At 39.3% G+C, this 20,900-nt stretch carries 13 protein-coding genes; 9 read left to right on the forward strand and 4 right to left on the reverse strand.

The window, feature by feature from the left end; all coding sequences use genetic code 11:
* Positions 1–480: 480 nt before the first annotated feature.
* The 3 genes from MXE38_RS03225 to MXE38_RS03235 all read left to right on the forward strand — a co-directional run bounded on the left by MXE38_RS03225 (position 481) and on the right by MXE38_RS03235 (position 4,422).
* Entirely contained in the window at positions 481–1,785 is a 1,305-nt protein-coding gene (locus tag MXE38_RS03225; protein WP_246911243.1) for a dicarboxylate/amino acid:cation symporter, read from the forward strand.
* Positions 1,786–1,883: 98 nt separating this feature from the next.
* A complete protein-coding gene (locus MXE38_RS03230) occupies positions 1,884–3,080 on the forward strand; it encodes an MFS transporter (RefSeq protein ID WP_246911246.1) in 1,197 nt (398 codons plus the stop codon).
* A gap of 667 nt (positions 3,081–3,747) precedes the next feature.
* Positions 3,748–4,422: a hypothetical protein gene (locus MXE38_RS03235; RefSeq protein WP_246911249.1), complete on the forward strand. Its 675-nt coding sequence runs from the start codon at positions 3,748–3,750 to the stop codon at positions 4,420–4,422.
* Between the two features lie 284 nt (positions 4,423–4,706).
* Here MXE38_RS03235 and MXE38_RS03240 read toward each other — a convergent pair whose 3' ends face one another.
* Together MXE38_RS03240 and MXE38_RS03245 are read right to left on the reverse strand one after the other, a co-directional pair.
* Positions 4,707–4,850, reverse strand: coding sequence for a hypothetical protein (locus MXE38_RS03240; RefSeq protein ID WP_246911251.1), 144 nt, complete (start codon positions 4,848–4,850; stop codon positions 4,707–4,709).
* A gap of 387 nt (positions 4,851–5,237) precedes the next feature.
* A complete protein-coding gene (locus MXE38_RS03245; protein WP_246911254.1) occupies positions 5,238–6,026 on the reverse strand; it encodes a ParA family protein in 789 nt (262 codons plus the stop codon).
* 600 nt (positions 6,027–6,626) lie between these two features.
* Here MXE38_RS03245 and MXE38_RS03250 point away from each other — a divergent pair.
* The 6 genes from MXE38_RS03250 (at position 6,627) to MXE38_RS03270 (ending at position 16,465) form a co-directional block, all read left to right on the forward strand.
* Complete coding sequence (locus MXE38_RS03250; protein WP_246911262.1) at positions 6,627–10,472, forward strand: ATP-binding protein; 3,846 nt, start codon at positions 6,627–6,629, stop codon at positions 10,470–10,472.
* 485 nt (positions 10,473–10,957) lie between these two features.
* Positions 10,958–11,308, forward strand: coding sequence for an Hpt domain-containing protein (locus tag MXE38_RS03255; RefSeq protein WP_246911264.1), 351 nt, complete (start codon positions 10,958–10,960; stop codon positions 11,306–11,308).
* 675 nt (positions 11,309–11,983) lie between these two features.
* The gene (locus MXE38_RS03260; protein ID WP_246911277.1) at positions 11,984–13,090 is read left to right on the forward strand and encodes an HD domain-containing phosphohydrolase; all 1,107 of its coding nucleotides are present in this window, start codon (positions 11,984–11,986) and stop codon (positions 13,088–13,090) included.
* Positions 13,091–13,544: 454 nt separating this feature from the next.
* Positions 13,545–13,667, forward strand: coding sequence for a hypothetical protein (locus tag MXE38_RS12395; protein WP_281503139.1), 123 nt, complete (start codon positions 13,545–13,547; stop codon positions 13,665–13,667).
* A 263-nt stretch (positions 13,668–13,930) separates the two neighbouring features.
* Positions 13,931–15,082, forward strand: coding sequence for a polyamine ABC transporter substrate-binding protein (locus tag MXE38_RS03265; protein WP_246911279.1), 1,152 nt, complete (start codon positions 13,931–13,933; stop codon positions 15,080–15,082).
* A 477-nt stretch (positions 15,083–15,559) separates the two neighbouring features.
* Positions 15,560–16,465 (forward strand): flagellin, encoded by a 906-nt coding sequence (locus MXE38_RS03270; RefSeq protein ID WP_246911282.1) that lies wholly within the window; start codon positions 15,560–15,562, stop codon positions 16,463–16,465.
* A 303-nt stretch (positions 16,466–16,768) separates the two neighbouring features.
* Here the strand turns inward: MXE38_RS03270 and MXE38_RS03275 are convergent, their stop codons facing one another.
* Together MXE38_RS03275 and MXE38_RS03280 are read right to left on the reverse strand one after the other, a co-directional pair.
* Entirely contained in the window at positions 16,769–18,097 is a 1,329-nt protein-coding gene (locus tag MXE38_RS03275; protein ID WP_246911285.1) for a hypothetical protein, read from the reverse strand.
* 616 nt (positions 18,098–18,713) lie between these two features.
* Entirely contained in the window at positions 18,714–20,621 is a 1,908-nt protein-coding gene (locus tag MXE38_RS03280) for an NAD(P)/FAD-dependent oxidoreductase (protein WP_246911287.1), read from the reverse strand.
* Positions 20,622–20,900: the final 279 nt, after the last annotated feature.

Genomic DNA, 20,900 nt, shown 5'->3' on the forward strand with positions numbered 1-20,900 from the left:
TTAGGCAGTCGCTAAAAAGTTTGATTTAACTCTCACTTTTTTTCTAGCTGACTGCTTTCTAGGCTCATTGGTATTTATTATTGGCGAAAAATTTAAGTTTTTCCTCATTGTTTGCTATTATGCAGGCCAATTAATCCAGTGAGGGGTTAATTTTATTAAGCTTTATTTTTTTTAGCTTAGGAAAACTAACCAATGGCAGGTTGCACATCTTAGACTGAGGCGCATAGGCGCATCACTAAGATACAAGCTAACAACATTAGTCTTGGCAACCTTAGGTTTTTCAGCAAACTACTAATTGTTTTTAGTAAAAAGTTTTGTTGTACCACTTAATAATTTTTTAGGAGACATTATCCCTGCTAGTAAGTCACGGGCTGGTGCCATCAGCTTTATATAGACTTGGTTCAATAAAAGTGCTAAGTGTTCTTATATATTGTGCTTTTGCGCTTGCATGGCTTATCAAGTACATAATGTAGAAAATTTATGACAAATCAAAGACAGACCTCGACTCTTGAAGCTGCTCGAGCTTCGTTAAGCCCTGAAGAAAAGAAGCGCCGCTTAATTAATGCTGCTTTTTATGCTCTCTGTTTGGTATTGGGTGTAGCTTTTGGCTTTATCAATAACCCAAGCTTAAACGAGCTCATGAACTTTATTGCCTCTGTCTTCACTCGTTTATTCTCTTTTATTGCCGTACCTATTATTGCTTTAGCTTTAATTTCCACTTTAGCTAAGTTAGGCAAGGACTCAAGCTCAGGCAGAATCTTTAAGCAAACTATTTTCTACACTTTAGCTACTACTATTGTGGCTGCTATTGTAGGTGCTTTACTTTATAAGATCATTGCCCCTGCTAATGTGCCAGCTGAAATTGCAGGTACTGCTAATATTGGTGATATTCAGAAAACCACTTATTTAGACCACATTCTTAGTGTTATTCCAAATAACATTTTGCAGCCTTTTGTTGCTGGTAATGTCTTATCAGTATTATTAATTTCTGCTGCTGTGGGTATTGCCTTAGCCGTAATGCCTAAAAATGAGCGCCGTGATGCCTTATTAAATGGTATTTTAGGACTTCAAGATGTGCTCTTTATGCTCATTAAGTGGATTATTGCCGTATTACCAATTGGTATTATGGGCTTTACCGCTAAATTAGTAACAGAGCTTGAGCATGGTGTAGTATTAGGATCGGTGGCCTCTTACTTTAGCGTAGTAATCAGCGCCAACTTAATTCAGATGTTTATCATCTTACCTTTGTTCTTAGTGTTACGTGGTTTAAACCCATTCAAGGTAGCTCGTGGCATGTTACCAGCTGTAGCAGTGGCCTTCTTCTCTAAGTCATCTGCTGGTACCTTACCAGTTACTATGGCCTCAGCTGAGAACAATTGCGGTGTTAATCCAAAGGTAGCACGTTTCGTATTACCAATTTGCACCACCATTAATATGAATGGTTGCGCAGGCTTTATCTTAATCACCTCTTTATTCTTAATGCAAAATGCAGGTATTGAGATCACTACAGGTACCGTAATTGCCTGGATCTTCATTGCTACTATTGCTGCTGTAGGTAATGCAGGTGTACCAATGGGCTGCTACTTCTTAACTATTTCCTTATTAAGCTCTATGAATGTTCCAGTTTTACTCATGGGCATTATCTTACCTGTATATGCAGTGATTGATATGATTGAAACTGCAGTTAATGTTTGGTCAGATGCTACTGTAGCTAATATTGTTAATAAGGACTTAGAAGGTGAGCTGGAAAAAGATCAGCACCAAGGCGATCAGGTAGCCGTCTAATTTATTAGGTCTTTATTTTAAAAAACCAATAGCAAAAGAGCGCAAATAATGTTTGCGCTCTTTTGCTTTATCTTTAGATTAAATTGATGGAGGATAATATGCGCAGGCTTTCTGCAAGGCACCAAGTCTATGTCACTCGTATTGGCTATTTTCTCTGCGGCTTTGCTGTTGCTTGCTGGGCTCCGCTCATTCCTATTATCCAAGACCATTTATCTCTCTCTACTGAGGCTATTTCTTTATTAGTGTTATCCTTTGGTATTGGCTCAGTATCAGGCATGATAATTTCAGGCTTTTTACTCCAATGGATAGGCTTTAAACTAACTTACGCTATTTCTTGCTTTACCACCGCAGCCTCAATTTGTTTGCTGGCGTTAATGCCTAATTATGAAATAGTGTTTGGCGCACTCATTGTCTTTGGTATTTCTATTGGTTGTTTAGAGGTGGTAATCAATGTGTTTGCTGCCTATATCGAAAAGAAATATCGCATTATGATGATGTCAGTATTATTTGGCTATTACTCTATGGGTGAAGTAGTAGGAGCACTAATGATGATGTTCTTACTAACCTTAAATGTTGCCCCATCAATGGCCATCTTAAGCCTGATTTCTATTATTTATGTAGCCTCTGCCTACTATATTCCTGTCATTATTTCTATTAAGTCAGCTGACAAAAAGGAAAATAAGACCTTTGTACGCCCAGTACAACCAGTCATTTCTCTAGCTTTAATTATTGCTTTTACCTATATGGTTGGTGGTGCTATTTTAGATTGGTCAGGTTTATACGTTACCAAAGATGCAGGCGTACCTTTAAACTTTGCCTCCTATGGCTATTGTATAGTAGCAGCCTGTATGCTCTTATGTCGTCTCTTCTCCAAGAGCTTGATTAAATTATTAGGCACCTTTAATTGTGCTTTCTTTGGTGCCCTGATGATGATTGTGGCCCTATTTATTATGGTTCTCATACCCAATATTTACATCATCACCTTATGCTTCTTTGCTATTGGTATTGGTATGTCTAATATTAGTCCGCTTACCACCTCAGCAACAGGCGCACAAAAGAATATGCCATTAGTACCTGCTATTTCTTTCCTTTCTATTTGTGGCTATACAGGCTTACTTTTAGGCCCTGCCCTCTTAGGTTTTATTGCCACCCATATAAACTTATCAGGCATTTTCTATTTCCTATCTGGCCTAACAGCCATTAGTGCCCTACTAATCTACAGCTGTAAACCACAATTTAAGGCTATTGATCCACGTAGCTCAAATCAAAATAGCTCCCAAGAGCAAGCTCAATAGCAACCACTCTCCCTCCTCATAAGGTACACGCACCTGCACTTTAAATACACAGTTGCGTGTACTTGCCCTCCCTAACCTAACCTAACCTAACCTTGCGTAGGCTAATCTAGCCTAATGGTTAAATTGCAATCTCATTGCACAAATACCACTAACCTAATCAGCCAGTAAAATTGCGGAAAAGCACAAGACAATTAGCAAATTAAGGTGCCACTTTGGTTCGTTAGTATGTAATGGGTTTTCAATTTAACCACTAGCCCACTAAGCTAAGGCAAAGACATGAGCACAGGAGCTCAGCGCCAACACCAATATAAGTACTAATGCCTGCGCCAGCTTAGCTACTAGCAGGGCTAGTAAACTAACAAGATAGCAAGCTAGCTAGCTTCCTTGGTTAATCTTATTGCAAGAGCTGTTGATATCTCATTGCTCTGGTGGCTAGATTTTGTTTCAAGAAATTATTTGTATAATTTTTATCTTTAGATAATTTTTTATGGTATTATAGTTTTTGTTGCTGTTGAAATTCTATTGGTAGAGGTGGTGGTACCACACTAAGCCCAATAGTTTTCAACCTGTTAGCAGTAATGAGAAGTTAAGCTCAGTCTCTTAACCGAGCTAGAGAGTGAGTTTTTTTAACTTAATCGACAAACTTTTTTAGCCTTAAGGACAACAAATGCGCAAGTTAGTTTCTTTTGCTCTTGGTGCTAGCCTGTTAATGGCTGGCAGTATTAACTCTGTTTCTTATGCTCTATCAGAAGCAGAAGACGCTCTAAACTTTATCAACAATATGGCTTTGGCTACAGCCTACAAAAATCCTACTGATCCTTTAGTAGCTATGGAGGCCATTAACTCTTTACCAACCGCATACGAAGATCAAGAACAATGCCTCCAAAGTCTGCATGTTTTAGAGTTTTCCTATAGCCTACCAGATCTACTCTCAAACAAAGGCTATAAGTACCTGCAAGATCAAACCTCTTTATCTCGAGAGCAGCTAAAAGATTATGTTCGAGAAGTTTCTCCTAGGGTTTTAATGAACTTTGGTGTTCAACTTGAGAAATTCGGCTGGAATCATCTTGAATTACTACAAGGCCTTAATTTAATTAACACTGCCGACAACTACCTTAAGCTCCATAAGGACGATTATGGTAAAAAAGATTACATGTTAATCTTTGCCAAGCAAAAGAAGCGTTGCTACACCTATTTCCAAGAGTTTGAAGAAGATCCAGAATATAGCTTTGAAATCTACGAACCTATTGGCCTCCTTCAAGATATTGGTTGGGACTCCATTCCTCTTAAGTTCTTTGGCAAAGAGTACAAGTTAGATTTTGATGGCAACCCAATTCAGTAATCATCAAAGCTTGATTTAACTTAAGTCTTGGGCCTTGGTTCTTTTGCCTGAGGCCCAGCTCCAAGGCAAGGCAAGGCCTTAGCCCAGCCCTGGGCCAAGGCTTAGGCCCTGGTAAGGCCAATGAAAATAGGCAAAGGCTAAGACAAAGCCCTCTTTATCTTTTAGTTTAACCATTACCCCATAAGCTGAGCTCATGGGGTTTTTGTTTGTTAGGAGCAAAATTATGTTCTATGACTAGGGCTGCTGATTTTGTTTAATGGCTTATTGATGCTCTACCAAGTAGGTTATAACTTGCCTAAGAGAGCAAACCTGCCCCAGAATCTGCCCTGTCTAAAGCCTGCACCTGCCTTGTCCATGCCATTGGCACCAGCTGCTGATGCTGCCCACTGCTTATGAGCATGTCCTGCCCATATAAATGCCACTGCCATTTGTGCAAGCTACTGCCTTTTGTACATGCCCCTACTCCTTATAATTACCTAAAACTTACAGCTTAGCAGGATAAACAAATTGGCCTAATTACGCCGTTTGGTGTTCTTTAAAGCAAAGGTGGGCCAGAGCAATAAAACGGTCAGGGCCTTGGGATAGAGACTGGAACTTGCAGCAGGATTGATGTTAGGCCCTGGTGAGGCTGGTACTCTTTAAGGGCCTTGGTAGGTTTGCGGGCTTATAAGGGGCCGTTCATTGGATTGCTGTTGCTACTGTTGCAGCTACTGCAGCAGCAGCTGGTGCTACTGTTGTTACTTTTTTTGTAGCAGAGGCTGCGGCTGCTGTTGCTGTTGCTGTTGCAACAGCGGTGGTGGCGGCAGCTGTGGCGGCTATTGCTGGTGCTGCTGTTGGTAGCGGGAGAGGATTTCGGCGGCGAGGCTTAGGTAGGCCTTGGAGCCGATGGCGTTTTTGTCGTAGAGAATGACTGGCTTGCCTACGGATGGGGCCTCGCTAATTTGGGAGCAATAAGGGATCACGGTGTTAAAGAGCAATTGCCCCATGTTGCTTTTTAAGTCCTTGGCAATTTTTTGGGATAAAGGCTCACCTTGATTATAGATGGTGCACACAATACCCATTAAATGAACCGTGGAGAGGCCTTTACGCTTTAAGCTTTCAAAAGCACGCATTAAAGAGCCTAAGCCCTCTACAGCAAAATAATCACAAGTAGTTGGGATCACCAATTCATCGGCGGCACATAAAGCATTAATAGTGAGCAAATTTAGTGCAGGTGGACAGTCAATAATAATGATGTCATAGATTAAGCGCAGACTTTTTAAAGCTTCTTTCAGGCAATGTTCTTTATGCTCATCATCAGCCTTTTTAATACAAAAAGCAGTGAGATCATCTGAGGCAGGAATTAAATCAAACTTAGCTAGCTGATAAGGAACAATACAAGGCACTAAAGAGGAGCCTTGGATTAAGGCATTACCAGAGCTAATAATAGAAATAGGTCTAGTTCTTAAAATAGAAACGCTAGCTGATCCTTGAGGATCAAGATCAATATATAAAACCTTGCGCCTAGTACCAGCAAAGGCACAAGCTAGATTCAAGGCTGTAGAGGTTTTACCTACTCCACCCTTGTTATTGGCAATAGCTAATACTAAAGAATTGCTGTTCATTAAAGACACCTTGCCTCTAGCTTCTCAACTGTACCTGAAAGATTTAGTCTTTGTCCTTATATTTTAGGCACAAAAGCGCTAAAGGGCAAAGCAAATGAACTTAAAACTTGAAATTTCGCTAACTTTATACCTTATTAGTTAAGAATATTTCAGAAAACCTTGAATGATTATCTGATTTACAACTACCTTTGAGCTATTTACTGGTATCAAGCTTAATTTGTGATTTTTTTTATTTAATACTTGCTCATAGATATGTAAAGTTCGATAATGCACACTGTAATATTAGTAATTATTCACAGTTTATTGTTGCCAATAAGCTTGCTTTTGTTGCTTAGTGGATTTGATTTTGCTCTCAAAAAAATGCAAATCTAATACTTTAGACTTATGGCACACTTACAATATTTGAGCTCAATCGCTATAATCTATCTTGTATAGCAGATTATCCATAGTCCTTAATACTATCATTAGCAACATGGTAGTAAGAATTTTTGTAAACACAATTACAAATAATCTAGTCGTCAAACGAGCAGGTAGGACTGTAATTTAATTGCTTGTTAATTAACCAGGGCACGTTTTAACACAACGGTATGATGCATATTTATGTTCAGAAATAACGCTGGTGCTGCGTCGCTTTTGCGCACTCGTACTCGTAAAGCTAAGAAGTTAATCTTATCTTACGGCACCATACTATTTATGATTTTCTCAGTATTCTTGATCGCTTCATTGTATTTGATGCGTCAGAATATTTTGTCTAACTCAAATACTGTAGGTTATGAGGTAGTTCAGCGCTTGGACTCTTCTTTACAAGTTGAGTTCCAAAAGCAAAAACAATTCGTTGAATTTATTGCTCATTATGCTGATGTGTTCTTGCAAGATCATGCCGATGATCCTGATGGCGGTCGTGCGGCCTTTGATTTATGGATGAAGAAAACTGAGGCTGAACTTCAAGCAAAGCAAAAAGACCTGCGTATTGATATTTATGCCTCCATTGATGGACAAATCGTTTCCCCTACTTACTGGGATGGTGATGCCTTTTTAATTACCGAAGCCCGTCCTTGGTATAAGGCTGCTATGGCTGCTGAACCTGGCAAAGCCGCTATTTTAGACCCTTATACTGACATCTTTACCAATACTGTTATTACTACTGTGTCAGCTCGTATTGGTAATACCAATAATGTTTTTGCTATTGATTTATATTTAGAGAGCGCCTCCCAGTCCTCTACTTTTGCCTATTTAGTATCTGAAAACTATTGCTTCTACCTAGTAGATAGCAAGGGTACTGTTATTCTTTATTACACCCCATTTAATGCTAACTACTCACAAATTCAGCGTTATGTAAGCTCATTTTTTGAAACTAATGTTAAGCAACACATTAGTGGCACTGAGGAGCCTATTACTGATTTAATGGGTGATAAGCGTAACGTCTACTCAATTTATAACCCTGAAACAGGTTGGTACACTATTGCCACTACCCTATATTCAGACATACTCTTTAACTACCACATGATTTCTAATCTCTTCTTATTGATGGTAGTAATCTTTATTATTATTGAAGTATGGATGGTATGGCGTGAGTATCACCTCTCCTCACAAATTGAAACTACTAATGAGGCCTTAAAGGTATTAGGTAACTCCTATCAAATTATTTTGCGTGTTAACTTTAAGATGGGCACTTTTACGACCTTAAAAGCGCCTGATAATATGCGCATTCGCCTGGCATCACGCAATAATTTTGATGATTTATTGACCGTGTTCTATGATATGGTCTTACCAGAGAGTTGGAATAACTTTTATAAAAACTTCTCTTTAAATCACTTACGTAATTTAGCCTCTTTATCCATTCGTGATTTTGGTCATGACTATCAGCTTAAGCTCAGTAATGACAATAATTACAAGTGGTTTAATGCTCGTATCTTATTCGATGAGTCTTTAGACTTAGATGAGTCTATTTTATGCTTTAAGCTCATTGACGATGAAAAAATTACTGAGATTGAGGAGCACAAGCTCTTAGCCGACGCTCTTGAATCAGCCAAAAAGAACGAAGAATCCAAGAATGTTTTCTTTGCCAATATGTCTCATGATATGAGAACACCACTTAACGGCATTATTGGCTTGTGTCAAATTGGTATTAATCACTTACGACAAAGTGACACTGCAAACTTACCTGATGTCTTTAAGAAGATGACTACCGCTTCTCACCAATTATTAGCGTTAGTTGATGACATCTTGGAAGTTGCTCGTCCACAAATGGAAAATAAGCTTACTTTAGAGCCTTTTGATATTGTAAGAGCCGTTAAAGAAAACATTGATGTCTTTAAGGTTAATGCTGCATCTCAAGGTAAGGAAGTAAATCTTACTTGCGATGTTAAGCACTCTGTTGTTATTGGTGATACTGCCAAGCTCCGTCAAATACTGAATAACTTAGTATCCAACTCCCTTAAGTACTCTCATAGGGGTTGCGTAGTTAATATTAGTATTCGTGAAATTCTCCACCTACATAAGCCATCGTTTATGATTGAGGTTGCCGATACTGGTATCGGTATGGATAAGAACTTCTTAGCTAAGCTCTTTGCCCCTTATGCTCGTGAATTGCGCTTAAACTCAGTGCAAGGCACTGGCCTTGGTATGTCCATTGTTAAGAATGTGGTTTCCATTATGGGCGGTGATATTAGAGTGAAGTCAGCAGTTAATGTTGGTACTACCTTTACTATTAATATCCCATTTAAGTTAGCTGACGAAGAGACAGCTCATCGTATCCAAAGTGCTTATGAAAATGATTTTGCCTTTAGCCAAGGCCAGGAAAACATTAGCACTGATAATAATTTAATTGCTAATAATGCAGATGCTCAAGAGCAGGCAAGCACTAGTGCTCCTACTAAAAATTCAGAGTCTAGTGATAACCCATTAGCCAATGCTGTTTTAAATAACTTTAAACTTGATGGCTTGCATATTCTCATTGTTGAGGATAATCAGCTTAATATGGAAATTGCCTGCGATATCTTAGGTATGAAGGGTGTAACTCTTACTAGCGCCTGGGATGGTGAGCAAGCTGTTGATATCTTTAACAAGTCACCAGAGTACAGCTTTGATGTTATCTTAATGGATATGCGTATGCCTAATATGGACGGTTGTGAGGCCTCATCACAAATTCGTGCCAGTGGTAAGGCAGATGCTACTACTATCCCTATTATTGCTTGTACTGCTAATGCCTTTACTGAAGATATTGCTGCTACTCAAAGTGCTGGTATGAATGCTCACGTCTCAAAACCATTAGACTTTAATGTACTTGAGAATGTTATGGGTAAGCTCATTGCTAACCGAACCGACTTAGCCACCTTAGTACAAAAGCACAAGTACTTATTAGGTACTGAGGATTTGCCACCAAGCACTATTGAAAGCATGGCTCAGTCCTCTGGCTCTACCTCTAGCTCTACCTCTAATGCCGCTAATAGCTCCAGCACTGCCGCCAGTGACAGTGAAAGTGAAAGCGCCAGCGCTCCTGCCAGTGACAGTAAGAGCTCTAGTGCCGCTACCCCTGCCCCTGCCAGCTCTAACACCAGTGCTGCTGACACAGCAAGCACCGCTGCTAGCGAGAGCACCAGCGCCAGTGATAACACTGCTCCAAGTGAAGTTTCCAACACAGGTGCAGATGCAGGTGCTGATGTAGGTGCAGATGCAGATGCAAATACAAGTGCAGAATTAGGGGCAAGCAAGGAGAAGCCTGAGCCAATACTTAATGAGGTTAACTTGAGTGATACTCAGGATGCATCTCAAGAGAGTAAGGACAATGATGATAAGGGTGGTAAGTTTGAGAATGCTCGCTCTGAATTGGTCTCAGCCAATGATGATAGCAAAGACAGTGTTAATCAGCTAAAAGCTGCATTACAGTCTAACTATTTAGATGCCAATAAAGATCAGACTACAGCTAAAATGGCTATTAATAAGGCCATTAGTAAGCTAACTGAGAACAAATCTTTGGCTGAAAATAATAACAAGCCACCAGTAGTTCCAGTAACCTCAGGATCTCATACTGCAAGTAAGGAGGATTCTGAGGGACAAAAGCAAGATAACTTAGGAAAATTTAAAGCTTCTGAGTCGGGATCTTTTGTTGAAAACTATAAGGCCTATAAGGAGTTACAAGCTGCTGTAGAGCCTAATACCCCTAAAAAGCCTGCTAGTGTCGAACCAAATAATGATGAGCCAGTAGATAATAAGGCTACTCAAGCACAACAAAGCTTAGCTGAGAACAATAATCCTGAGGAGAAGTTCTCTAAGGAATTATTAGCCTCTAAGAGTAACTTTAAGATGAAGATCAAGAGCTCTACTGAGGATAGTAATCCTGACTATTCTTACCTAAAGGAAAAGAGCAGTTATAGCCTCTTTAAGCGTAAGAATAAGGAAAAAACAGACGCTCGCAGCCTACTTGATGGCAAGCAAAATAAATAATACTTATAAGACCAGCTCTAATTTTGAAAGCTGGTCTTATTTAATTATTTTCTGAACCTAGACTTCAAGAAAATTTGCTCAAAAACCATCAATTAATTAGCAAGACATGTTTTTTTGTGGGATAATGACCACGGATTTTTTTCATACCCTACAGGGCATCTTTTCTACTATGCACTAGGGATCTGTCAGATAGGTTTATTCTTGGTTAGCAATCAAACAAATATTAACTATTTATTAGTAGTTACCAAGGATAAAGCTTTATTACATCATTAATCACTAAGGGATATTTTGTCCTTAAGATTTTGGCTCTTAAAGTAGCACTTTGCCGCTCTAAGAGCATTAGTCATGTTTGCAATTTTAATATGGCTAATGGTTTGTTTAATCAACAAACCAAGTATTTTACTTGTTAATAGCTAATTCATATTTAGCTAATTGTGGCTAAGCTACAACTTTTTTAAGCTTAGTCATTTCGAGGTTATTTTGAAATGAAGTTACAAGAATTACGCAATGTTATTGACATCGATGTCGATGGTTCATTAGCTCGTTTTTCTAATATGGAAGCTATGTATCTTAAGTATTTAAAGCGCTTTATTACTGAGCCTACTTATGATGCATTACTTGAGGCAGTAGCTAATAAAGATTACAAGGGCATTGAAATTGCCGCTCATACTTTAAAGGGCATTTGTGGCAACTTAGGCCTCAATACTCTTTATAATGACTTTAATGACATTGTTAAAGCTGTTCGTAGCGAAGACAACGCCTTAGCAATCAGCTTATGCGAGCAAATTCAACCAAAAATAGCCCAAACTAGAGATGCTTTAGCTACTCTTGACTAAGTAAGCTTAGTTTTTTAGTTTACCAAGTCTAGGTATAAGTTTTTAACTAACCTCCCTCCTAGTACTTGGTAACAACAAGTTGAAGTATTAGCCTAAGGCTTATAGTGTCCTCAAAGCTAACATACTTGTAGTCTTCTTTAGTTTTTATAAGTCTTTTATAAAACTAAAATAAGCTAAACAATAATAGAGATTGTGAAACTCTGAGTTCTTCGCAAAAGTTGCAACGAACCCTGTATTTAAGATTATCGATGCAAAAAAAATGATTTTTTTACATTCATCTTAAAGCAAAATTTGAAGATTCATGCGTATTTTTACGAGAAAATACCTAATTTAAGGTCTTTAAACCATCAAAACATGCTACTTTTACTTAATTTTTTCTAAGTAGATAGTCATATCTATGAAAAAAGCCTTAAAATACTAATTAGAATTACATTTTGAAAGTGTTTTGCGTCCGACTATACTGTCGATAAATATCAGCCAAAACAAACACTATTGTAAGCAACAGCTAAAAGCTTTTAGCCTAAGCTTAAGCTTATATAACGAGTTTTCAAAATCTATTAATTTGGTGGTCGTTAATTTAACTGTATTTTGAATGCCTGGTTGAGAATATTTATTTTGGGTTAATTAAAAACATAAGGAAACCAAAGGCAGTTTTTTCACTCTACTGGAGGGGTGATGAATACTCAAGATCGCAAGGATACCATTCTTATTGTTGATGATATCGAGATGAATCGAGACATCCTCGATTTTATTTTCAATAAGGATTACCACACTCCACAATTTGCAAATGGCTTGGAAGCTTTTAACTATACAAAAGATCATGCCGACGAGATTGTGGCAGTATTGCTAGACATTACCATGCCTGTAATGGATGGTTATGGCTATTTAGAAAAGATCCGTGAGCATAACCTTTTAAATGGTGTGCCTATTTTCATTATTACTGCTGAAGATCGTGATCAGCAATTAGAAGCTTTTGAGTATCGTGTTTCCGATATTATCTCAAAGCCTTTTACTCCTGCTTTCTTATTAAAGCGTGTTACTTCTCAAATTGAGCTTTATAAGATTCACCGCTCTTTAGAGTATAAGAATCTCTTACAAGAGCGTGAAATTGCTCGTAAGAACAAAGAATTTTCTGAAATTAACGTAAAAGTTATTTCAACCTTAGCCTTGGCTATTGAGTTTAGATCTGGAGAAACAGGCAAGCACGTCTTATCCATTCGCAACATTACTTATCGCCTCTTACATAAGCTAAGAGAGTTGCAATTCCATGAGTGTGCTTTCATGTCTGATGAGGATATTAACAATATTGCTTATGCCGCTATCTTGCACGATATTGGTAAGATTGCTATTCCAGATGCTATTTTAAATAAGCCTGGTCGCTTAACTAAAGAAGAGTTTGATGTTATCAAGACTCACACAGTACGTGGTGCTGAGTTAATTGAAAAGATTGGTATCAACACCTCAGACATTCTTAAGTATGCCTACGATATTTGCCTCCATCACCATGAGCGCTATGACGGCAGGGGTTATCCTGAGGGCAAGAAAGGCGATGAGCTAAGCATTTGTAGCCAAGTAGTGGGTATTGCTGACGTTTACGATGCTCTTACTCAAGAGCGTTGCTACAAAAAGGCTTTTTCCCATGAAGTAGCTTTAGAGATGATTTGCACCAATCAGTGCGGCTTCTTTAATCCAGAATTAGTCGATGTCTTTAAGCGTGTTATTGGCGATATTATTAAAGATGATGCCCATCATCTCGATATCCCATCTTTAGTTAGCATGTAAGAGACATATTAATCTAAGCTTGCTAAGCATTCTCGACCATCAATGAGCAAGCTAGTATTCCCACAAAGCCAAGATTAAGCTTTCCAGAGCCTACATCTTGGCTTTTAATTTATTCCCCTCTCACCCCATCGCCCAAGCCTAGAGCAGCGCCCTGACCCAAGGCTCAGGCTCCTGTGCCCAGCCCCAGGCTAAGCTCCAGGCCTTAGAGCCTAGAGCAGCGCCCTGCTTAGTACCCATACCTATGCGCCCAGAGCCAATAACCACCAGAGCAGTTAAGAACTGACGAAAATGGGTTAACCTTGATACGCAGGAACCACATGGGCTTGCCCATGGGAGTTGGTCAGCACACTACTAAACATCCCTATTCCTTGCTACCAGTTCACAATATCTGGCCCCCCTATTTATTCTTTGCACTTTGCACAATAGCCCATGCGCTAACCACTATGCTTAGTACATGGCGATTACCAAACAACTCTCTAAAGTAGGCTTTAGCTTAGTGAAAAACTACTGCGATTTTGCGAAAAATATTGCCAGATCTGATCAAAATGAAATGTTTATGTTTGAATGCCGTCCATAATGGAACGCTTTGCCATCTAAATGAATATTTAGTACGTTTTTTCTAGCACTCTTAATATTAGGTTGTTAAAATAAGGCAGCTTTTTTTCCTAGTAGCATACTAGCAAACTAAGCCGACTATCTTCTTAGTCATAATTGCAGTGGGATGCGCTCTGAGCTAAGCCTTTACTGGTTTTTTAGGCTTTTAGTTTTATCTTTCTAAGCTAAAGGGCAAAGTGCGTCAAACCATATTTTTAGAAAACCACCTTTTGGGAGAAACGACACATGCGTTTCACACAAATTGCTGCCTACTGCAGCGGCCTTGCTTGTTTAGCTCTTGCGAGCGTTAGTTTTTCTGCTCAGGCCGATGATGGCGCTAAAAAAGTCAACATTTGGAACTGGAGTGATTATATTGCTGAGGATACCGTTAGCAATTTCTCACAAACAACAGGTCTTGATACTAACTATGTATTGTTTGACTCTAATGAATTAGTAGAAGCCCGCTTACTCTCTGGTAGCACAGGCTTTGATGCCATCATGATGACCTCTTATTATGTTCCTCGTCTAGCAGCTGCTGGTGCTTTGGAAAAAATTGATAAGAGCAAATTAACCCATTACCAAGATCTCGATCCTAAGCGTATGGAGCTCTTAGCCACTGTTGATGCCAACAATGACTATGCAGTACCTTATACTGAGATTTCCCTTGGTATTGGTTATAACACTAAAAAGATTGAAGAAATCTTTGGCCCAGGGACTAAGATTGATAGCTGGGAGTTCTTATTTGATAAGGACAATGCTGCTAAATTAAAGAAGTGCGGTATTGCTGTTCTTGACTCCCCTGTAGAGGTTATCTCTGCGGTACAACACTATTTAAAGAAAGATCCAGCTACTGAAAAGCGCAGCGAGTATGAACAAACTCAAGAGTTATTAACTAACTTTGCTAAGAATGTAGCTTACTTCCACTCTAGCCGCTATATCAATGATTTAGCCTCTGGTGATATTTGTGTTGCCATTGGTTATTCTGGTGACATTCTCCAGGCAAACGATCGTGCTATAGCAGCTAAGCGTGATTACAATATTGAATATGTCTTTCCTAAAGAGGGCTCACTATTGTGGTTCGATTGCTGGATTATGCCAAAGAACGCATCTCATGCTGACAATGGCTTAAAGTGGATTGACTACTTATTAGACGGTAATGTAGCCAGCTCAGTTTCTAATGAGATTCGCTATATCCTCCCTGTTAAGACAGCAATTGAAAAGTTAGATCCTTCTTTAGCATCTAACCCAAGCGTTAACTTAACCGAAGAAAAGCTTGATACTGCTTACTTCCCTAAGGCACCAAGTGCTCGTTTATCTAAGATCCATAATCAAATTTGGAACTCTATGAAGTTAAACTCCACCTCTCATGAAGAAGAGGAAGGCACTGGTTGGGAATAATAGGCTAACACACAACCAGTTTAGCTAAATTTCTTACAGACAAGGCAAAGAAAGTTTTTTCTTTGCCTTGTTGCTTTTGCCCCTACCACTACCATGTGCCTACCTTCCCTACCTCATTAGCAGTAAAAACTCAACCCTCAATCACCAGCTCACATTGATGTACTTTAATATCTAGTGTAGAGAACATTTCTCATATCTATGCTCATTACACAAACTGCTTATTTACAGCCTTTAACTAGATTTTAAAAAAAGTTAAACAATTGATTAGACCTGTCGTTAAAGTTTGCGTAAGCACAAAAAATTATCAACAAATGCTATTTAGAGTTTGGTTAGCTAAGTTAGCTTATGATCAACAATATATTTCTCTTTAGCATCTGTTTTCCTATCTAAATTTACTGAAATTAAACGTAGTTTTACTAATTTAATTAGTAGAACTTTGTTTTTTTTGTAGTTGTTAGAATTTTTTAGAGGTTTCCTATGGCAGTTTACGTAAATACTAACGTATCCTCATTAAATGGCCGTCGTTACTTAAATAATGTACAAAATCAGTTGACTACTACCTACCAGAGACTAAGCTCTGGCATGCGCATTAACTCTGCAAAAGACGACGCTGCTGGCTTACAAATTGCCGACCGTTTAACCACCCAAATCAACGGCCTTAACCAAGGTAACCGTAATACCAATGACGGTATCGCTTTAGCTCAGACTATGGAAGGTGCTCTTGATGAGACCACCAATATGCTTCAAAAGATCCGTACTTTAGCGGTTCAATCTGCCAACGGCACCAACACTCAAGCTGATCGTGATGCATTGCAGCAAGAAGTAACCAGCCTTTCTATGGAAATTAATAGAATTGCTGAGCAAACTAAGTTTGGTGGTCAGCAGATTTTAGATGGTGCTGGTGTTGGCCTAATTGGTGCAGCTGGTTCTGTTGCATTCCAAGTGGGCGCTAATAAGGGTGATGAAATTGTTTTAGCAGGCTTCTCTGCTGGCTTTAAACTAAGCGGTATTGCAACTATTGCTGGCGTTGAAGGTACAGCAGCTAGTGAGTCTGGATGGTTTGATGATAATGGCACAAGCCGTTGGGGCGTTTCTAGTGCTGACTCAGCTAAAATGACTATCGCTAATATTGATAAGTTTATTGCTGCTGTTGATATGAAGCGCTCTGATTTAGGTGCTTTCCAGAACAGATTAGAGTCCTCTATCCGCAACCAGGCTAATGTTTCTGCTAACCAGGCTGATGCACGTTCACGTATTCGTGATGCTGACTTTGCTGAAGAGTCTGCTGCTTTAAGCCAGCAGTCCATTATCCAGCAGGCTGCTACTTCTATGTTAATGCAGGCTAACAGCCGTCCACAATTAGCTCTCTCTATGCTTGGCTAATTAGGTTGTTAATAGCTAAATATAAGGCTTAACTTTATACAGAAACAGGCTCTTACTTTTAATAGTTTGAGCCTGTTTTTCATATAGGCTATTACCACGCTACAGAGCTGCTGCATTGCGGCAATGAGAGACTTTATTGATCTGCATTGGGCCTCTGTAAGCTTTGATGGGCTGCACTGCGGAACTACATTGCTCTACGAAGCCCTGAGGGAGCAGCACAGCTGCGGCTTGCTGCTAAGCAAGCTGCAGCGGGGCGCTGTAGAGACTATTAAGGCCCGTTTAAGGGCCTTAATGGTATGGTGTTTAGCGGACAATTTTCATGGAGACTAGGTAATCCATGGCTTTGACTGCGGCTTGTTCGTGTAAGTAAATTAAGCGCAGGTCGTTAAGCTTGTACTTTTGAGCAACACCACGAATGTTTTGGAAGTGCAGCATATCGATGCTATCGCCAAGAATAATTAAATCTTGTAGCACACGTAAAAAGCGGCAACGAGGCTTAATTAAATCTTGAGTAATCTTAAAGACCTTATCAGGACGATGCACAATCATGGCATCTAAGCCGTGGAAAATAACAAACTCAAAGATTAAATCACGGCAAGGAGCAAAGTAAGGATAAACCTTACATACAGACTCAATAAAAATAGCCTTAGTGATCAAGCGCTTAAAATAATCTAAGAGCTGATCGCCATTTAAATTAGTAGCACGATTGTAAAGATCATACTGAATAGCAGCGATTACTAATGCTATTAAGTTACGAGCCCCATGACCACCAAAGTGTTTAACAATATCCTCCATAGAGCGGAAGGAGAAGAACACAGTTGAATCAATGGCTTTAGCCAAAACGTTAAAGGTTTGCCACATCTTAAAGGAAGTGCGCAAGAGCATGTTAATTTGCTCAATATTTGGTTTAGGCGCGCACATAAAGCTCATGAGCAGACATAGTTGTCTTTGCTCTAAAAAGAGCTCTTTAGTAGTGGCATTATATGGTGGCTTAAGCAAGCATGGTGGCAGTGGATTAAAGTTACCACGACCAGTTACCAAGTGAGCGCCTAGTGAAAATGCTACTTTCATTTCTTTTTGTGTTTGCACATTAGAAATGAGCATTTTTAAGCGAGGCTGAATCTGCTTTAAGCTTTGTACTGCAATAATGTCTTTGGCAATATTAGGGGAGTGCATATCCAGCACTACATAATCAAAGCGAGGAATTTGCTCCAACCACTTTTCCCTAATCAGAGTTTCTAAATCAGTGGCAAAGGACATACCAAAAGAGCTCATCTCACGCATTTGTTGGATGAGAGTTTGGTTTACAGGTTGATTAGATGGCAAGCGCACCAACATACGAGAGTAGTTGATGTCATGACGGAAATCTAGGAAAGCTGAAGAGAATTGGACGTTAATCGAAACGCCAGCCTTTGGGCCTACGTACTTATCTAAATTAGCTTGTACCAGATAGCGCTTGAGCACCTCACCAGTATTAGCAGGTGTGATTCTAGTCTTACGATCTTGAGTAACAAAGGAAAGATCATAATAGAATGCTTGGCTTTGAGAGTTCCAATATGGGACGGTACTCATCAGTATAGTAGTGACAGGATCAGGCTTTTTTACCTCTTCCTCTTGACTTGTATCAGACACCGTAGATCTCTCCTAGAATTGGAAATTGATTGCTGCTTCATAAACAACGCATACTCACTCATAAAACCAACACTACTAATGGTCTTATGCTCTGACTATCTAATGATGCCACCAATGAAAAATGCGTAGCTTATAATCAAGCACTTGCTTGTGCTTGTTAGTTGGCCTGCCCAAACATTCCAACTCCATCCAAAGTAGGCATTAAAATAATGCCACAATAAAAGGCTCTCATCACTCGTTACAACTACCAGATAACTATGTATAGTTGGAATATCGATGAAAGTGACATAAATTACTAAAATTAACGGCCTTAGGTGCTTTAACTAAAGAGCTTAGCAAGAAAAAAAACTTAACTCTCGCCTAGAATAATGACCACAATACTACTAGCAATCAATGTCTGGCTAACAAGTATAGCAAATTAGCATAGTTAAATACAAAGTTAGAAAAACATGTATTACAAATTACTAAGCTTGCCAAAAAATAGGCACTAAAGAAGCTATGACTAGTTGTCTCATGGTTAAAAGCAATATCTAAGCCACAAAACCTTTTGTTAAAAAAATGATGCTTACTAATTTAATAGTAAGCACCATCTTTTAGTAGCAATTAGCCTTTTTGCTTATTTCTTGGTTGCAGTTCTCTTAGAGCTCTTTACCTGCTTAAGAGAGGCTTTTTTCACATTAGTCTTAGCCTCAGCTGCGGCTACTTCGTTGTTGGCAACTATCACCTGGGTGGCAGATTTAGCAACTTTGGCAGCTTGGTCGTTAGCTTGGGCTTTAGCTAAAGTTTCTTGTACTCTTGAAGCGATAGCTTGTGCCTGAGCGGACTCTTGGGCTTGAGCTTGAGCGTCCTCTTGAGCTTTTTCTTGCTCTAAAGCTTGGGCCTGACCATCGGCCTTAGCTTGGGCTTGGGCCTGAGCCTGGGCGTTGGCCTGGGCTTGCTCTTGGCTCTTGGCGTTAGCCATGGCCTCTTGGACTTTTGAGGAGAGGGCTTGAGCTTGTTCTTGCTCTTGGGCCTGGGCTTTTTGTTGCTCTTGAGCACGGGCTAAGTCTTCTGCGGCAATTTCATTAAGGAGACGCTCAGCCTTCTTAAGAGCATTACGTGCTAAATCGGCTTGGGCCTTTAAGGCAGCATCTTCATTGCTCTTCTTAAGAGCAGTATCAGTTAGACGCTCAGCCTCAGCAGCCTGCTCTAATGATAATTCACCCCAGTGGCGCATAGAGATTTCATAATTACGCTCCAAAATAACTTTTGGATGCTTAACTGCAATTAAAGTACGATTAGACTTATCGTAAGTAATATATGACCAAGCCCAATCAACTAAGGTAGAAATCTTATTCTTCACACCTAAGATAGACATAAGGTGCACGCCCATCCATAAGAACCAAGCTACAAAGCCAGTTAAGTTCATACCAGCAATATCAGCTACAGCCTTATTTCTACCAATAGTAGCCATAGAGCCTAAATCACGATACTCAAAAGGCTTTAATATTTGGCCATGCTCTTTACGTAAGAAGTTTTGGCCTAAGTTCTTACCCTGCTGGATAGCAGCCTGAGCCATTTGAGGGTGGCCTTTTGGATAAACATGGGTCTTCATGAGGGCACAGTCACCAACAGCAAAGACATTGTCTAAGCCCTCAACCTTGTTAAAGCGATCTACGATAAGACGATTGCCAGGGCCATAGAACTTATCATCAATACCATTGATACGACGACCAGTTACACCACATACCCAAATAATAGTTTGAGACTTAAAGGAGCGACCATCACGTAAGATAACTTCGTGTTGCTTATAGTCATGTACATAGGCCTTAAGCTGCACATCAACGCCCATTTGGGTTAAATACTTCAAGGCAGCAGCTGAGGCTGTTTCAGACATGGCAGGTAATAATCTACTACCACCTTGTACTAAGTGAATCTTAAATAAAGAAGTATCGAGATCTGGATAGTCTTGAGGCAACACGTGCTGACGCATTTCTGCTAAAGCACCTGCGATTTCTACACCAGTAGGGCCACCACCTACGATAACTACGTTTAGAAGCTCAGCACGCTCCTCAGGAGAGGAGGTGGTATTAGCACGCTCAAAAGTAGTAAGCAAAGCATTACGTAAACCTAAAGACTCGCTAATAGTCTTCATAGGCATAGATTCTTCTTGTAACTTTTGGTTACCGAAGTAATTGGTAGTAGTACCAGTAGCAATAACTAAATAGTCATAGCTAAGCTTACCAATAGAGGTCTGGATATAGCGCTCTTTAGTATGAACTGAGCGTAATTCACACATTCTATAGAAGAAATTCTTAGAACCTGCAAACATCTTACGGAAAGGGAAGGCAATAGAGCTTACTTGTAAACCAGCAGTAGCAATTTGGTAAATTAAAGGAGGGAACTGATGGAAGTTGTTCTTATCAATCAGCACTACCTGGAACTCAGGATTTTTAACTAAAGTGGTACATAATTGTAAGCCACCAAAACCACCGCCAACTACTACAATTCGTTTAGCAGGAACATCAGGAATACGAAAACTCATTAGCCAGACCTCATGAGCTAAGAGTATAGATCAATGATCTTTGCTCTCATTCATCTATGCTCTTAAGCATGAATAAAGGGACAGATTTAACGATAAAATTTTATTAAGTAGCTTTAATAAAAATATAAAGCACAATCTAAATTAACTATAGATTGTGCCTCTTAACTATTTTAGCACTCTTTAGGCTTGCTATAGAGCCTAAAGCAACAATGTAATATTACAAAAAAAAACTAAAAACATTAATCAAACATGCAAAAACAACTCAACTATATCAATATG

Origin of the sequence: Anaerobiospirillum sp. NML120448, from assembly GCF_023050945.1 — a bacterium.
Taxonomy (GTDB): domain Bacteria; phylum Pseudomonadota; class Gammaproteobacteria; order Enterobacterales; family Succinivibrionaceae; genus Anaerobiospirillum.

What these genes read in the sequence shown, in the direction of transcription:
- MXE38_RS03225 (WP_246911243.1), top strand. Translation starts at nt 481, where the DNA reads ATGACAAATCAAAGACAGACCTCGACTCTTGAAGCTGCTCGAGCTTCG.
- MXE38_RS03230 (WP_246911246.1), top strand. Translation starts at nt 1,884, where the DNA reads ATGCGCAGGCTTTCTGCAAGGCACCAAGTCTATGTCACTCGTATTGGC.
- MXE38_RS03235 (WP_246911249.1), top strand. Translation starts at nt 3,748, where the DNA reads ATGCGCAAGTTAGTTTCTTTTGCTCTTGGTGCTAGCCTGTTAATGGCT.
- MXE38_RS03240 (WP_246911251.1), bottom strand. Translation starts at nt 4,850, where the DNA reads ATGGCAGTGGCATTTATATGGGCAGGACATGCTCATAAGCAGTGGGCA.
- MXE38_RS03245 (WP_246911254.1), bottom strand. Translation starts at nt 6,026, where the DNA reads ATGAACAGCAATTCTTTAGTATTAGCTATTGCCAATAACAAGGGTGGA.
- MXE38_RS03250 (WP_246911262.1), top strand. Translation starts at nt 6,627, where the DNA reads ATGTTCAGAAATAACGCTGGTGCTGCGTCGCTTTTGCGCACTCGTACT.
- MXE38_RS03255 (WP_246911264.1), top strand. Translation starts at nt 10,958, where the DNA reads ATGAAGTTACAAGAATTACGCAATGTTATTGACATCGATGTCGATGGT.
- MXE38_RS03260 (WP_246911277.1), top strand. Translation starts at nt 11,984, where the DNA reads ATGAATACTCAAGATCGCAAGGATACCATTCTTATTGTTGATGATATC.
- MXE38_RS12395 (WP_281503139.1), top strand. Translation starts at nt 13,545, where the DNA reads ATGGCGATTACCAAACAACTCTCTAAAGTAGGCTTTAGCTTAGTGAAA.
- MXE38_RS03265 (WP_246911279.1), top strand. Translation starts at nt 13,931, where the DNA reads ATGCGTTTCACACAAATTGCTGCCTACTGCAGCGGCCTTGCTTGTTTA.
- MXE38_RS03270 (WP_246911282.1), top strand. Translation starts at nt 15,560, where the DNA reads ATGGCAGTTTACGTAAATACTAACGTATCCTCATTAAATGGCCGTCGT.
- MXE38_RS03280 (WP_246911287.1), bottom strand. Translation starts at nt 20,621, where the DNA reads ATGAGTTTTCGTATTCCTGATGTTCCTGCTAAACGAATTGTAGTAGTT.